The 14,423-nt window shown below is 68.1% G+C and carries 15 protein-coding genes and 1 tRNA gene; 7 read left to right on the top strand and 9 right to left on the bottom strand.

The genetic code is table 11. From position 1 onward, the window contains the following. Positions 1-150 precede the first annotated feature (150 nt). Complete coding sequence (gene tig, locus sphsw_RS00910; protein ID WP_031438970.1) at positions 151-1,794, bottom strand: trigger factor; 1,644 nt, start codon at positions 1,792-1,794, stop codon at positions 151-153. 69 nt (positions 1,795-1,863) lie between these two features. Next, a tRNA-Leu gene (locus sphsw_RS00915) sits at positions 1,864-1,948 on the bottom strand. Positions 1,949-2,071: 123 nt separating this feature from the next. On the opposite strand from sphsw_RS00915, the gene sphsw_RS20040 reads away from it, so the two are divergent. From sphsw_RS20040 to sphsw_RS00925, 3 genes are read left to right on the top strand one after another with little or no spacing between them, the layout of a single operon-like run. Continuing rightward, positions 2,072-2,227 carry a hypothetical protein gene (locus sphsw_RS20040; RefSeq protein WP_166747620.1) on the top strand — a complete coding sequence of 52 codons (156 nt, stop codon included), beginning with the start codon at positions 2,072-2,074 and terminating at the stop codon, positions 2,225-2,227. Between the two features lie 2 nt (positions 2,228-2,229). After that, a complete protein-coding gene (locus tag sphsw_RS00920; protein ID WP_031438971.1) occupies positions 2,230-2,448 on the top strand; it encodes a hypothetical protein in 219 nt (72 codons plus the stop codon). A 60-nt stretch (positions 2,449-2,508) separates the two neighbouring features. After that, positions 2,509-3,177, top strand: coding sequence for a retropepsin-like aspartic protease family protein (locus tag sphsw_RS00925; protein WP_235188236.1), 669 nt, complete (start codon positions 2,509-2,511; stop codon positions 3,175-3,177). 251 nt (positions 3,178-3,428) lie between these two features. Here the strand turns inward: sphsw_RS00925 and gatB are convergent, their stop codons facing one another. From gatB to gatC, 4 genes are read right to left on the bottom strand one after another with little or no spacing between them, the layout of a single operon-like run. Further along, positions 3,429-4,910: an Asp-tRNA(Asn)/Glu-tRNA(Gln) amidotransferase subunit GatB gene (gene gatB / locus sphsw_RS00930; protein WP_031438973.1), complete on the bottom strand. Its 1,482-nt coding sequence runs from the start codon at positions 4,908-4,910 to the stop codon at positions 3,429-3,431. Beyond that, positions 4,907-5,323 carry a hypothetical protein gene (locus sphsw_RS00935; protein WP_235188237.1) on the bottom strand — a complete coding sequence of 139 codons (417 nt, stop codon included), beginning with the start codon at positions 5,321-5,323 and terminating at the stop codon, positions 4,907-4,909. Before sphsw_RS00935 ends, gatB begins: the two co-directional genes overlap by 4 nt. Beyond that, positions 5,317-6,801, bottom strand: coding sequence for an Asp-tRNA(Asn)/Glu-tRNA(Gln) amidotransferase subunit GatA (gatA, locus tag sphsw_RS00940; protein WP_031438975.1), 1,485 nt, complete (start codon positions 6,799-6,801; stop codon positions 5,317-5,319). Before gatA ends, sphsw_RS00935 begins: the two co-directional genes overlap by 7 nt. Then, positions 6,801-7,103 carry an Asp-tRNA(Asn)/Glu-tRNA(Gln) amidotransferase subunit GatC gene (gene gatC / locus sphsw_RS00945; protein WP_031438976.1) on the bottom strand — a complete coding sequence of 101 codons (303 nt, stop codon included), beginning with the start codon at positions 7,101-7,103 and terminating at the stop codon, positions 6,801-6,803. Before gatC ends, gatA begins: the two co-directional genes overlap by 1 nt. Positions 7,104-7,230: 127 nt before the next feature. On the opposite strand from gatC, the gene sphsw_RS00950 reads away from it, so the two are divergent. Continuing rightward, positions 7,231-8,340, top strand: coding sequence for a DUF3089 domain-containing protein (locus sphsw_RS00950; RefSeq protein WP_031438977.1), 1,110 nt, complete (start codon positions 7,231-7,233; stop codon positions 8,338-8,340). After that, positions 8,337-8,804 (top strand): Holliday junction resolvase RuvX, encoded by a 468-nt coding sequence (ruvX, locus tag sphsw_RS00955; RefSeq protein WP_031438978.1) that lies wholly within the window; start codon positions 8,337-8,339, stop codon positions 8,802-8,804. Before sphsw_RS00950 ends, ruvX begins: the two co-directional genes overlap by 4 nt. On the opposite strand, the gene sphsw_RS00960 is transcribed toward ruvX, so the two are convergent. Continuing rightward, on the bottom strand, positions 8,801-10,342 hold the full coding sequence (locus sphsw_RS00960) for a hypothetical protein (RefSeq protein ID WP_152555335.1): 1,542 nt from the start codon (positions 10,340-10,342) through the stop codon (positions 8,801-8,803). The two genes, ruvX and sphsw_RS00960, sit on opposite strands and share 4 nt — an antisense overlap. Before the next feature lie 127 nt (positions 10,343-10,469). On the opposite strand from sphsw_RS00960, the gene sphsw_RS00965 reads away from it, so the two are divergent. Both sphsw_RS00965 and sphsw_RS00970 read left to right on the top strand, forming a co-directional pair. Then, positions 10,470-11,456 carry an aspartate carbamoyltransferase catalytic subunit gene (locus sphsw_RS00965; protein ID WP_031438980.1) on the top strand — a complete coding sequence of 329 codons (987 nt, stop codon included), beginning with the start codon at positions 10,470-10,472 and terminating at the stop codon, positions 11,454-11,456. Continuing rightward, a complete protein-coding gene (locus tag sphsw_RS00970) occupies positions 11,453-12,670 on the top strand; it encodes a dihydroorotase (RefSeq protein ID WP_031438981.1) in 1,218 nt (405 codons plus the stop codon). Before sphsw_RS00965 ends, sphsw_RS00970 begins: the two co-directional genes overlap by 4 nt. Positions 12,671-12,701: 31 nt before the next feature. On the opposite strand, the gene sphsw_RS00975 is transcribed toward sphsw_RS00970, so the two are convergent. Further along, positions 12,702-13,997 (bottom strand): SPOR domain-containing protein, encoded by a 1,296-nt coding sequence (locus tag sphsw_RS00975; protein ID WP_031438982.1) that lies wholly within the window; start codon positions 13,995-13,997, stop codon positions 12,702-12,704. 19 nt (positions 13,998-14,016) lie between these two features. Beyond that, entirely contained in the window at positions 14,017-14,388 is a 372-nt protein-coding gene (locus sphsw_RS00980; protein ID WP_235188238.1) for a hypothetical protein, read from the bottom strand. Positions 14,389-14,423 lie beyond the last annotated feature (35 nt).

Here is a 14,423-nt window from a genome sequence, read left to right on the forward strand (position 1 = left end):
CCCCGGCGGCGGCAGGGGCCCAGTTGGGGAAGGTCCATAACGAAGCTTTGCGCGCCGTCACAGCAACCTTTCCAACTGGACCCCGGCCTCCGCCGGGGAAGTGGCCCGAAAACGGGGGGAGTGCCTCAGCGAAGAGGCACTCCGATCGGCTTACGCCTCGGTCTTGGTCGCAGCCTTCTTGGCGCGCGGCTTCTTGGCCGGCGCGTCGGCAGCTTCGGTGCCCTCGGCATTTTCAGCCGCGACCGGCGACGATTCCGTTACCGCCGTCTCAGCCTCGACCGGAGCCGCCTTCTTCTTGGCGGGAGCCTTCTTGGCAGGCTTGGCCTCGTCCGCGGCGTCCGAAGCGGGCGCCTCGTCGGTCACCGCTGCGTCGTCGGCAGGTGCTGCCTTCTTCTTGGCGGCAGCCTTCTTCTTCGGCTTGTGGTTGTCATGGTCATGCACGTGCGTGCCGCTGGCGAAACCGTCCTCGCTCTCGATCGCAGCTTCCAGCTCCTCGCGGGTGGCTTCGCGGTCGGTGATCTCGGCCTTCTCGAACAGGAAGTCGACGACCTTGTCCTCGTACAGCGGGGCGCGCAGCTGGGCAGCGGCCATCGGCTCGGACTGGACATACTGCATGAACTGCTGGCGCTGCTCGGCGGGATACTGCTGGGCCGCCTGGGCGAGCAGACGCTGCATTTCCTGGTTGGACACCTCGACGCCGTTCGCCTGGCCGATCTCGGACAGGAGCAGGCCGAGGCGTACGCGACGCTCGGCGATCTTGCGGTAATCGTCGCGCTCGCCTTCCATCTCGGCCATCGCGGCCTCGGGATCGGCTTCGTGCGTGGCTTCGTGCTGGAGCTGCGACCAGATCTGGTTGAACTCGGCTTCCACCATCGACGGCGGAACCTCGAAGTCATGACCCTCGGCGAGCTGGTCGAGCAGCTTGCGCTTCATGTGCGTGCGCGTGAGCCCGTTATGCTCCTGCTCGATCTGACCCTTGAGCAGGCCCGAAAGCTGCTCGAGGCTCTCGAGACCCAGCGACTTGGCAAGATCCTCGTCGATCTTGCTCTCGCCCGCGGTCTTGACCGACTTGACGGTGATGTCGAACGTGGCCGGCTGACCCGCGAGCGACTTCTCCTGATACTCCTCGGGGAAGGTCACGTTCAGGACCTTCTCCTCGCCGGTCTTCACTCCGACGAGCTGATCCTCGAAGCCGGGGATCAGACGTCCTGCACCCAGCTCGACGCCCATGTCGGTGCCGGTGCCGCCGTCGAACGCGACGCCATCGGCGGTCTTGCCGACGAAATCGACGGTGACGAGATCGCCCATCGCCGCGGCATAATCGTCAGCGGCGTCGTCCCACTTCTTCTGCTGGTCGGCGAACTTCTGGAGCTGCTCGGTGACCGCCTCGTCGGCGACGGGCACGGTCAGGCGCTCGAGCTTCAGGCCGTCGATCGCGGGTGCGGGGACCTGCGGCAGGACCTCCATCTCGACCTTGACGACCGCGTCCTTGCCGAGGTCATAGCCGTCTTCCAGCTCGACCGAGGGCTGCATCGCGGGACGCAGCTGCTTTTCGGCGACAAGGCTCTGCACGCCTTCCTGGATCGCGGCGTTCAGCGCGTCCTGCGTCAGCGCGGGGCCGTGCATCTTGCGGATGAGGTTTGCCGGCACCTTGCCCGGACGGAAGCCCGGCATCTTCATCTGCGGCGCGAGGCGCTTCAGCTCGACATCGACCTTCGAATCGATATCCTTCGCAGTGATGGTGAGGGTGTAGGCGCGCTTGAGGCCCTCGTTCAACGTCTCGACAGTCTGCATGTCCGGCCTTTGTCTAAAAGAGCATTCGGGAAAAATTCATCTGGCGGTCGCCCCGCCAGTGCGGCGGAGTGGTGCGGGCGAAGGGACTCGAACCCCCACATCTTGCGATGGCAGGACCTAAACCTGCTGCGTCTACCAGTTCCGCCACGCCCGCACAGGACATCGCCGTAGCGGGCGCGTCTATACCAACGTTGTATCCCGGGGCAAGCACGCAAGGTAAGTCGGTGAGCAACTCGATACGATCGTGCGCGTTGATGCGGAAGAAGGAGAGAGCATCATGGCTACCCAACCCCCTGCAGAATTCCCGACGCCCTCGTCGCCTGCCGAGCCGACGACGCCGCCGCCCGAGTTCAATCCGCCCGCGCCGGACATCGACGTTCCCGATCCGGGCGCGCCCTCGACCGATCCCGCCCCCATCCAGCCAGAGTTCTGATCATGGCCGATCCCCATGCGGGCACCAATCCCGAAACCCGCCCCGAGGACCGTGACGCGGACACGCGCAGCGACATCGAGCAGGCGGTGCAGTCGCGCTCCGACGCGGTTGAACGCGGCGAAGGCGGCGACGAGCCCGAGACGTTCACCAAGACGGGCATGCCCGACGGCGTCGGCGGAACCGGCGGCGTGATCAAGAACCAGGATTCGGACGCGCAATAAGCCGCACCGGTCAGCAACCATAAATGCGGGGGTGGATAGCACAGGCTGTCCACCCCCTTCTTGCAGGAACCGCCCATTTCCACGCCCGCCAGCACCCCGCTTTTCGGGCTGCTCCCCGACCTGGCCCAGCATCAGACGCTGTACGTGGCGCTCGGTGTCGCGGTGCTGGTCTTCGTCCTCGCGCAGCGGATCCCGATCCTGCGGACGGTCGTCAATCTCGTCATGACGCTGGCGCTGGTCGGTCTGCTGTTCGTCGCGATCGGCCAGCGCAGCCAGTTCGATCCCTATCTCGGCAAGATCGCCAAGTTGCTGCGGATCGAGGACCAGACGGTTGTCGGTGGCGAGGTGCGGATCCGAATGTCCCCCGACGGGCATTTCTGGGCGCGGGCGCGGATCGACGGGGTCGAGCGACGGTTGCTGATCGACAGCGGTGCGACGATCACCGCGATTTCGACGAAGACGGCCGACGCGGCCGGGATCGATGCGCGAACGAGCGTGGTGCCGATCGTGCTCCAGACCGCCAATGGTGCGATTCCCGCGCAGTCGGGCCGGATCGGCGAACTGAAGCTCGGCGCAATCGTCGCCCGCGACCTTCAGGTGGTGGTGTCGCCCGCGTTCGGCGACACCAACGTGCTGGGGATGAACTTCCTGTCGCGACTCGCATCGTGGCGGGTCGAGGAGAATGTGCTGATCCTGGTGCCGCATCATCCGCAGAAGGTGGAGACGTAACGCGGAGCTGAGAGCCTCCACCCCGGCGAAGGCCGGGGTTCAGTTGGGAGGTCGAGGTAACGGAACGCAGCGCCTGATCAGCGACGTTTGCCAACTGGACCCCGGCCTTCGCCGGGGTGGTGCCGAGGGGGAAGTTACTCACTAGTTCCTCGTTCCCCCGCGGAGGCGGGGGCCCAAGAGTCCAGCAGCGTCGCGCGCGGTTACCCTGGACTCCCGCCTTCGCGGGAGAACAGAGACCGGGAGAACAGGGCTTACGGCGCCACCGAGTCCCCGAGCGCGCTCTTCAGCACTTCGTTCACCACCGCCGGGTTCGCCTTGCCGCCCATCGCCTTCATCGTCTGGCCGACGAAGAACCCGAACAGCTTGTCCTTGCCGCCGCGGTAATCCGCGACCTTGTCCGCGTTCGCGGCCATCACCTCGGCGATGACCTTCTCGATCGCGCCGGTGTCGCTGGTCTGCTTCAGCCCGCGATCCTCGACGACCTTCGCCGCGCCGTCGCCGGTCTCGAGCATCACCTCGAACACCTGCTTGGCAAGGCTGCCCGACAGCGTGCCGTCGGCGATCAGCCCGAGCAGTTCGGCTGCCTGCGACGGCGACACCGGCGAGTTGGCAATGTCCCTGCCCGTCCGGTTGAGCGCACCGAAAAGCTCCGACGTCGTCCAGTTCGCCGCCGCCGCCGGCTTCACGCCCGCATCGAGCAGCGCATCGAACCAGCGCGCCGCCTCGACCTCGGCGGTCAGGACGGTCGCCTGATAGGCGGTAATCCCGAGCGCTTCGTACCGCGCCCGCTTCGCGTCGGGCAGTTCGGGCAGCGACGCGCGGCATTCCTCGAGGAACGCGTCGTCGAGCACGAGCGGCAACAGGTCGGGATCGGGGAAGTAGCGGTAATCATGCGCGTCTTCCTTCGACCGCATCGACCGCGTCTCGTTGCGATCGGGATCGTAGAGCCGCGTCTCCTGCACGATCTTGCCACCGGCCTCGAGCACCTCCACCTGGCGCCTGGCCTCCTGCTCGACCACCGCCATCACGAAGCGCACCGAATTAACGTTCTTCGTCTCGGTCCGCGTGCCGAGCTCGTCGCCGGGCTTGCGCACGCTGACATTGACGTCGGCGCGCATCGAGCCCTCTTCCATGTTGCCGTCGCACGATCCGACATAGCGCAGGATCGACCGTAACTTGCGCAGATACGCGCCCGTCTCGGCCGGCGATGCGAGATCGGGCTTCGACACGATCTCCATCAGCGCGACGCCCGAGCGATTGAGATCGACATAGGACTGGGTCGGATGCTGGTCGTGCATCAGCTTGCCCGCATCCTGCTCGACATGGATGCGCTCGACGCCGATCCGCTTACCCGCGGCGTCAGGGTTCTTCTCGTCGAGGCTGATGTCGATCGCGCCTTCGCCGACGATCGGATGATAGAGCTGGCTGATCTGATAGCCCTGCGGCAGATCGGCGTAGAAGTAATTCTTCCGGTCGAACCGCGACCATTTGTTGATCTGCGCCTCGATCGCCATGCCGGTGCGCACCGCCTGGCGGATGCACTCGCGGTTCGGCACCGGCAGCATGCCGGGCATCGCCGCGTCGACGAGGCTGACCTGTGTGTTGGGCTCGGCCCCGAACGCGGTCGCCGCGCCCGAGAACAGCTTGGCGTTCGACGTCACCTGCGCGTGGACTTCGAGGCCGATCACGACCTCCCACTCGCCCGTGTCGCCCTGAATGCGATAGTCGCTCATATCCGGTTCCGATGATGAATATAGTTGATCGCGGTCAGTGCCGCGTTGCTGCCGAGCAGGCCGACCACCCAGCATGCCGAAAGAATACGCAGGATCGCGCCCTCGAAACCGAGCACCAGCGCCTCGTGATGCGCGGCCGCGGCGGCACCGCCGGCCAGCACCAGGAACACCGCGCCCAGCCGGTAATCGCCGCGCAAAATCACGCTGTTGCCAACGCAAAGGCACAGGATGAACACCGCGAGCCCGAGAAAGAAGCGCGCGAGCACGGCGTGATCGAACGGCCGGTTGTCGATCTCGGTCAGCGACACGCCGACATAGGCGCTGAGGATCGCCCCGAACGCGACGTTGAGCGCGTTCTGCGCTTCGCGCAGCACGGCGACGTTGCGCGTGACGAAGGCGCGATCGGTTACCACCACGCCTCGGGCCGGGCAGTGAACCCCGCCCGCTGCTCGATCGCGAGCCCGGCGTTCAGCACGCCCTGCTCGTCGAGCGGCTTGCCGATGATCTGAAGCCCAAGCGGCAGCCCCTGCTTGTCGAGACCACCCGGCACCGACATCGCGGGCAGACCCGCGAGCGACGACGGCACGGTGAAGACGTCGTTCAGATACATTGCGATCGGATCGGACGACTTTTCACCAAGCGCGAACGCCGCCGATGGGGCGGTCGGGGTGAGCAGGACGTCGCACGTCTCCCACGCCTTTTCGAAATCGCGCGCGATCAGCGTCCGGATCTTCTGCGCCTGCGTATAGTACGCGTCGTAGTAGCCGGCCGACAGCACATAGGTGCCGATCATGATGCGGCGCTTCACCTCGGGACCGAAGCCGTCGGCGCGGGTCGCGGCGTACATGTCCTGCAGCCCCGAGCCCGCGGGCAGGTCGCGGATGCCGTAGCGCACGCCGTCATAGCGCGCGAGGTTCGACGACGCCTCGGCTGGCGCGATGATGTAATAGGCGGGCAACGCATATTTGGTGTGCGGGAGCGAAACCTCGACGATCGTCGCGCCGGCGTCCTTCAGCCAGTCGATGCCCTTCTGCCAGAGCGCCTCGATCTCCTCGGGCATGCCGTCGACGCGGTATTCCTTGGGGATACCGACGCGCAGGCCGGCGAGGCTGGCCGACAGACCCGCTTCCCATTTCGGCACGTCGAGCTGGAGCGAGGTGCCGTCCTTCGCATCGAACCCGGCCATCGCCTCGAGCAGGATCGCGCAGTCGCGCACGTCGCGCGCCATCGGCCCAGCCTGGTCAAGCGACGAGGCGAACGCGATCGTCCCCCAGCGCGAGCAGCGGCCATAGGTCGGCTTGATGCCGCTGATGCCGGTAAAGGCGGCGGGCTGGCGGATCGAACCGCCAGTGTCGGTGCCGGTCGCGCCGGGGCAAAGCCGTGCGGCGACCGCCGACGAGGAGCCGCCCGACGACCCGCCGGGTGCGAGCGCGGCGTTGCCGCCGTCGTTGCGCTTCCAGGGTGAGATCACGTTACCGAACGCGGAGGTCTCGTTCGACGACCCCATCGCGAACTGGTCCATGTTCAGCTTGCCGAGCATCCCCGCGCCCGCATCCCACAGATTCTGCGAGACGGTCGACTCATAGGTCGGCGTGAAGCCTTCGAGGATATGGCTCGCCGCGGTCGTCGTGACGCCCTTGGTGCAGAACAGGTCCTTCATGCCGATCGGGACGCCGGCCAGCGGCTTGAGCGTCTCGCCGGCGGCGCGCGCGGTATCGGCGGCGGTGGCGGCGGCGATCGCATGGTCGGGCGTCTCGACCAGGAACGCGTTGAGCGCCTTGGCCTGGCTCACCTTGACGATGAACGCGTCGGCGACGTTGCGCGCCGAAAAGCTGCCGTCGCGCACGCCGTCGCGGATGCCGGCGATGCCGAGATCGGTAAGGTCGGTCATTATTCGATCACCTTGGGCACGGCGAAGAAGCCGTGCTCTGCCACGGGGGCGTTGGCCAGGACCTGCTCGCGGATATTGCCGCCGGTCAGCGGATCAGCGTTGACGACGTCGTCGCGCAGCCGCAGCGTGTTGGGGATGACGGCGGTCATCGGCTCGACGCCGGTCGTATCGACCTCGCCCAGCATCTCGATCCAGCCAAGGATGTTTCCGAGTTCGGGCGCGATACGCGCGGCGTCCTCGTCGGTGATCGCGATGCGCGCAAGGCTCGCGATCCGCTTCACGGTTGCAGTATCTACGGACATGGCGCTCGGCTAGCACCGCGCGGCGCGAGCGCGCAACACCCTTCGTGTTCCCCCGCGGAAACGCACCCGTTGCAACCGCGCCGCGCATGCGGCACGGGGACGGCACCGCCTGCACGGAAGGTCCCGCTTGGCCCGCAAGTTTCTCTATTTCGTTACCGCGATGATCGTCCTCGCGATCGCCGCGCTGCTCGCCTATCGCCTGTTCGGGACCGAGCTGATGCGGATCGCGATGGTCCCGAGCGAGACGTTCCAGGCGCAGCGCAAGGCGCCCGCGAACATCTATGCGCGCAAGATCCTGTGGCTCGCGCGCCCCGATCGCCCCGGCAATCCCGCGCTCTGGACACCCGAAGGCTATGCGCCCGGGACCCCGGGAACGGGCGCGGCGATCTTCTTCATCCACCCGACCTCGTACATCAGCCGCGACCACTGGAACGCGCCGATCGACGATCCCGAGACCAATGCCCGAGCCGAACTGTTCCTGCGCGGCCAGGCGAGCGCGTTCAACGGCGCGGGCGACATCTGGGCGCCGCGCTATCGCCAGGCGACCTTCGGCGCGTTCCTGACCAGCGAGGCCGACAGCGAACGCGCGCTCGCGCTCGCATACGGCGACGTCACCGCCGCGTTCGACCGGTTCCTCAAGGAAGCCGGCCCGACCCGCCCAATCATCCTCGCCGGACACAGCCAGGGCGCGCTCCACCTCACCCGACTGCTGCGTGACCGGATCGCGACCGACCCGAAACTGAAGGCGCGGATCGTCGCCGCCTATGTCGTCGGCTGGCCGGTCTCGCGCGTCACCGACCTGCCGCGGATGGGCCTGGCCGAATGCCGCAGCGCCGACCAGACCGGCTGCATCCTGTCATGGGAAAGCTTTTCCGAGCCCGCCGATCCGTCGCTGGTCGTCGAGACCTATGACCGGACCACGGGGTTCGACGGGCAGCCGCGCAAGGGCACGCCGATGATCTGCACCAACCCGCTGACCGGCACCGCCGATGCGAGCGCGCCCGCGACCGCCAATCTCGGCACGCTGGTCCCGTCCGCCGACCTGTCGAGCGCGACGCTGTCGGTCGGCAACGTGCCCGCGCGCTGCGGCAACCGGGGTATCCTGCTGATCGGCGAGGGCCCCGATCTCGGGCCTTACGTGCTCCCCGGGAACAACTACCACGTGTACGACTATCCGCTGTTCTGGGCGAATGTGCGCGCGGACGCCAACCGCCGTCTTGCGGCGTTCACGCGATGATCACGGTCTCCCCCGCGCAGTTTCGCGATGCGCTCCCGAATGGCGGACGGCTGATCGGCCTCGACGTCGGCACCAAGACGATCGGCACCGCGCTGTGCGATGCCGGTTGGTCGTTCGCGAGCCCCGCCTTGCTGATCCGCCGCACCAAGTTCCAGAAGGACAAGGCCGCGCTTGCCGAGATGATCACGGCGCAGAAGGTCGTCGGGCTCGTCATCGGCCTGCCGATCAACCTCGACGGCAGCGAAAGTCCGCGCTCGCAATCGACGCGGGCGTTCGCGCAGAACCTGAAGGACATGGGGCTGCCGATCCTGCTCCAGGACGAACGCTGGTCGACCGTCGCGGTCACGCGCACGCTGATCGAACAGGACGCCAGCCGCGCCAAGCGCGCCGAGCTGGTGGACAAGATGGCGGCGGCGTACATCCTCCAGGGCGCGATCGACGCGCTGGTGACCGCGCAGATCTAGCGGACGACGCGGCGCCCCGCCACGCGGTACAAAGTCGACGTCCCGTTGGTCCACACGACGCGCAAGTCCGCGGCCTGCGCAGCCCCCGGTGGATACCCGATCGTCCAGACATGCGTGAACGCCGCGCGCGGGAAGCCGGCGATCGCTGCGCTGAAGTTGGACCCGATATCGGAACATTGGGCAGGAAAAACGCTCTGACTCGGATCGGCGAGATAGGGGGCGGCGGCCTGATGCCGGATGCTCAGCAGTTGCTGGCCCTCGATCACCCACTGAACGTTGGTGAAGACGTCGCGCCGGACGATCGCCAGCCCGGGCAGGTGATCGCGCCGCAGATCGGTCCATGCGCCAAAACAGGGCCGTGCGACCAGCGAAAGAACCGCCGCGCCGCGCGGGATTGCAGCAATGGCGGAAAGCTCGCTTTGCTGCTCGGCAGAGCGCTCGACAAAACTCAATGTCGTGCCGCCCAGTCGGACAACGACGAACAGCACCGCCAGCCACGCGGTCGTTCGTGTCGTCTTCCCGGTCACCGGCGGCGCGATCGCGATCAGCGCGAGCATCACCATGGCGGGCGCGATCCGCATGTCGACATAGGCGCCCCCCATCAACAACCTTGGCAGTAAAGCGAACGCCGCCAGACACGCCAGCGCAGGCCAGCCGAGGATCCGCGAAAACCGCCAATCACGGCTGCGCGCTGCGGCATAGAGGACAAGGACGGGCGGGATCAGCGACAGAAGGTCGAACGCCTGCCACCGGTCCCTGAAGATCGACAGGATCCACCCGACCTTGGCGGGCATGTTGAACCAGTCCGACGCACCGAGCCCGGCTTCCCCGTGCCCGGACCCAAGCCCCGCTTGGAAGGCCATGATACCCAGCGGCCCCGCGAGCGGCAGGCACTGGGTGATGGTCCCGCCGAGCGCTGCGCCCCAGCCCCGCCCCGCCGCCCGCAACCGCGCGAGTTCGGCGGCCGCCGCCATCAACCCGAACATCCCCCAGCCGAAGCTGTGCGCCACCCACAGCACGGGAGCGATCGCAACGAATGCCACCGCGCGCACCGCAAACCGCCCCGCGCGCCCCCAGCGGATCCAGACGGCCAGCGCGCAAAAGGCCAGCGCCTGCGACAGCGCGAAATTGACGAACCCGAACTGGAACGGCCAGGCATAAACGAGCGGCACCACAAGGATCGCGGTCGGCGGCACGCGCCCGTGCGCCTCGCGCGCGGTCCATAACAGGCCGATGACCGTCACCACCGGAATCGCGATCACCGCCAGCTTCGTCGCGGGCTCGAATCCGAAGATACGGGCGAGCGCAGGCACCACCAGGTCCATCCCCAGATTGGGTATCAGTGCCCAGTGAAACGTATAATAGCGCGTTAAATCGGGCGAATCCCCCAGCGCCATCGCGATGTGCCACCGCCCCATATGCCCCGGCAGATCGCCCAGCGGCGGCAGCGCGGGCCACAACAACGGCACCGCCGCCGCGACGACGAGCGCGACCATAAACCAGCCGTGCTCCCACCACCGCGCGCGCTGCGTGGTCACGTCAGTCTCGTTATCAGTCCCCACCATGTGTCCCTGATCGCAGGCCGCCCCTAAAACCGGGTTAACCACCCCGCGTCGAGCAACGAACCTTGCCCCCGCCGCCGCAGCCCACTACCCAGCGCGCTTGATGCAACGTTCAGATCACCGCCCCGCCACCCTCATCGAGGGCGGCGCCGTCTTCCCGCACCGGCACCTGACCGGGATCGACGGGCTCCAGCCGCACGAGATCGCGTTCCTGCTCGACGAAGCGGAAACCTGGGTCGAGGCGAACCGCACTCATGCGACCCCCGATAAAAGGCTCGCGGGCCTGACACAGATCAACGCGTTCTTCGAGAACAGCACGCGGACTTTGCTGTCGTTCGAGATCGCGGGCAAGCGGCTCGGCGCCGACGTCGTCAACATGCACGCTGCGCAGTCGAGCGTGAAGAAGGGCGAGACGCTGATCGACACCGCGATGACGCTGAACGCAATGCGCGCCGACGTCATCGTCATCCGCCACATGGCGAGCGGGGCGGTGCGGCTGATCGCCGACAAGGTCGACTGCCCCGTCCTGAACGCAGGCGACGGCCGCCACGAACATCCGACCCAGGCGCTGCTCGACGCGCTGACGATCCGCCGCCGCCGCGGGTCGATCGCGGGGCAGCGCGTCGTGATCTGCGGCGACGTGCTGCACAGCCGCGTCGCACGCTCGAACATCCTCGCACTCACCGCGCTCGCCGCCGAGGTCCGGGTCTGCGCACCCTCGACGCTGATGCCTGCGGCGATCCACAAGATGGGGGTCACCCCGTTCACCGATTTCGATGCCGCGCTGGAGGGCGCCGACGTGGTCATGATGCTGCGCCTGCAGAACGAGCGGATGGACGGCGCGTACGTGCCCTCCACGCGCGAATACCGGATGCGCTACGGCCTGACGCTCGACCGGCTCGCGCGCGCGGCGCCCGATGCGCTGGTGATGCACCCCGGGCCGATGAACCGCGGCGTCGAGATCGATTCGGCGGTCGCGGATCATGCCCGCTCGGCGATCACCGAGCAGGTCGAGATGGGCGTCGCGGTCCGCATGGCGTGCCTCGACGTGCTGACCCGCCGGGCGCGCGGTGTGGAGGGCTGGGCATGATCCTTGCGCTCACCAATGCGACGCTCGTCTGCCCGGTCGGCGGCATCACCAAGGGCAATCTCCTGATCCGCGACGGCGTCGTCGTCGCGACCGGGCTGGTCGAGATCCCCGCGGATGCGCAGACGATCGACTGCGCGGGCAAGACGCTTGCTCCCGGCATCGTCGATCTTGGCGTGGCGAAGATTGACCGGGCCGCGTTCCGCGCGGGCGGCATCGTCCGCGTCGGGCTGATGCCCGACCAGTCGCCCGTGCTCGACGATCCCGGCATCGTCCAGCGCGCTGCGCTGATCGGCAAGCCCGACCTGTGGATCCACCCGATCGCCGCCGCGACTCAGGCGCTCGCCGGTCATGACCTTGCCGAGATGGCAGTCTGCCTGTCGGCGGGTGCGCGCGCGGTCGGCACCGGCAAGGGCTGGATCGCCGACAGTGGCGTCATGCACCGCGTGCTCGCCTATGCGCGCGACCTCGACATCGCGGTCGTCACGCATGCCGAGGATGGCGGACTGACCGCGGGCGCCGTGGCGACCGCAGGCGAAACCGCGACCCGGCTTGGCCTGCCCGCCGCCCCCGCGATCGCCGAGGCGCTGGCGATCGCGCGCGACCTGATGCTGGCCGAGGACACCGGTGCGCGGCTTCACATCCGCCAGGTGACGACCGCCGCAGGCTTCGACCTGATCCGTGCCGCCAAGCGTCGTGGTGTGGCGGTGACCTGCGGCATCACGCCCGCGCATCTCCATTTGTCCGACATCGCGGTCAGCGACTTCCGCAGCTTCGCGCATCTCTCGCCGCCACTCAGGAGCGAATCAGATCGCCAGGCGGCGCTGGCGGCGGTCGCCGACGGCACGATCGACGTGATCTGCTCCGCGCATGATCCGCGCGGGCCCGAGGAAAAGCGCCTGCCCTTCGCCGATTCGAGCGCCGGGATGGCGGGGGCCGAGACGCTGCTGCCGCTCGCGCTGATGCTGGTGCGCGACGAACGGGTCACGCTGTCGGGGCTGTTCGCGCTGCTGAGCCGCAACCCGGCCGCGGTGCTCGGGCTCGACACCGGGACGCTCGAGGTCGGCAAGCCCGCCGATCTGCTGCTGTTCGACGCTCAGGCGCCGTGGCAGATCACCGGCGACGCGTTCGCCGCCAGCGCGAACAACACGCCGTTCGACGGCCTGCCGGTGCAGGGCAAGGTACTGCGCGTCTGGAAAGGCGGCCGCGAGATCTGACGGGCATCGTGCGTCGGAGCCCGCCTGTCATTCAGCGGGTCGCGACCTCAACGCCGCCGCCACGCAGCCAAAGCGCCATCTGGTCGCCGGCGCCCTGTCGCACGAAACAGGCGCCACCGGTCGCGCGGTAGCGCCGGCACACCTGATTGGCCTCGTCGCGGCCGAACCCGCCGACCGACAGGCGGTAATAGGCCTCGCCGTTCGTCCTGAACGCCATGCCGTTGGGCTGGCGGCCGGAGAAGCCGTCGAAGCGACGCGTGGCCTGGCTCCAGGCGGCCCTCGCGACGCCGGCATTGTCATAGGCGCCGATCTGGACATACCAGTCGCCCGTCCCTGCCGAGATCGCGCGCACGCCGCGTTGCGCACGCGCGGCGAGCACGGCGCCCTCGCTGCGGCTGGCGAGCATCGTCGGCGTGCCGCCGGGCAGTGCCTGAACGACCTCGCGCGGCGCGGCGAAGGTGATCCGCGACGGGGCTGGAGTCGATCCCGCTTCGGCCAGAGCGACGGGCCGCGCGCTGCGTTCGACCGCGGCCAGCGCCTCGATCGGCGAGACCGTCGGCATGAGCGGTGCGCGGTTGAGCGCGAGTGCGGCGGGCTGGCCGGCATCGGCGACCGCGCGCACGCCGAGCAGGCCGGCGACCTGATCATATGACGTCGTCGGCTGAGCGAAACGGGCCCATTGTTCGAGCCTTGCATCGACCTCGGTCGGCGCAAGATCGGCGGCCGCGACGACCCGCGCGGCCTGCCACTGGCCCGCCAGCGCGAGCGCGAGCGCTAGGTTCTGCCGGGCCTTCGCATTGCTTTCGGACGAGCGCGCAACCTCGGTCAGCAGCCCGATCGCGCCGCCTGCATCACCCGCCAGCGCCAGCGCGAGGCCACGATCGCTCGGCGGTATGATCGATGCGTTGCGTTCGAGCGTCTGCCGCGCGCCCTGCGTGTCGCCACCGGCGATCTGCGTCAGCGCCAGGTTGAGCGCCGCCTTCCCGTCCGCCGGCGACAGCGCCAGCACATCGGCAAACCCCTGCCGCGCCGACGTGAACCGCCCCGCCTGGAGATAGCCCTGCGCGAGCAGCAGCCGATACGCCGCCGATTGCGGCATCATCGCCACCGCCGCCTCGGCAAAATAGACCGCGGCGCCGCCATCGTGCCGGGCCAGCGCGACCTCTGCACGGTGCGCGTTCACCGCGCCCGCCTTGGCTTCGAGATCGGCCTTGCGATTGCTCGCCGACGCCAGGCCGCGGCCGGTCTCGCCCGCACTGCACCCGACCATCGTGCCGCCCAGTACAAGGGCCGACAGCCCCATCGAAAGAAGGATTCGTGTCGTCATCGGCTATGATCCCACCGGTTCATTTCGGGGCCCTGGTCACGGGAAGCTGCGCAACGAGCGCGTCGACCTCGGGCAGATTTTGAAGAAAGGCATCGAGCGCGAGCGTCACGAGGTGTTGCGACGAATGCCGCGTCATTGCACTCGCGAGTCGAAGCCGGACATGACGATCGCTGTCGAGGCGAAGCGTGAAGGCGGCCTTGCCGTTGCGCGTTCTGGCTGCGCTCTCGCGGGCGATCCTGCGTGCTGTCGCGAGCGTCACCGATGCCGAAGCAGCATCATCCTCGACGGGTTCGGCCGTGGCGGTACCCAGCGCGAGCGGCCGCATCGCCGGGCGGGCGTCGCCCTTGCGCGCCAGCAGCGACGCCGACAGCGAGCCCAGCGGCTTCGGCACGTCGGCCGATTCGGGATGCGACTGGACGGGCGGGC

Source organism: Sphingomonas sp. FUKUSWIS1 (assembly GCF_000733135.1).
GTDB classification, from domain to species: Bacteria; Pseudomonadota; Alphaproteobacteria; order Sphingomonadales; family Sphingomonadaceae; genus Sphingomonas; species Sphingomonas aerolata.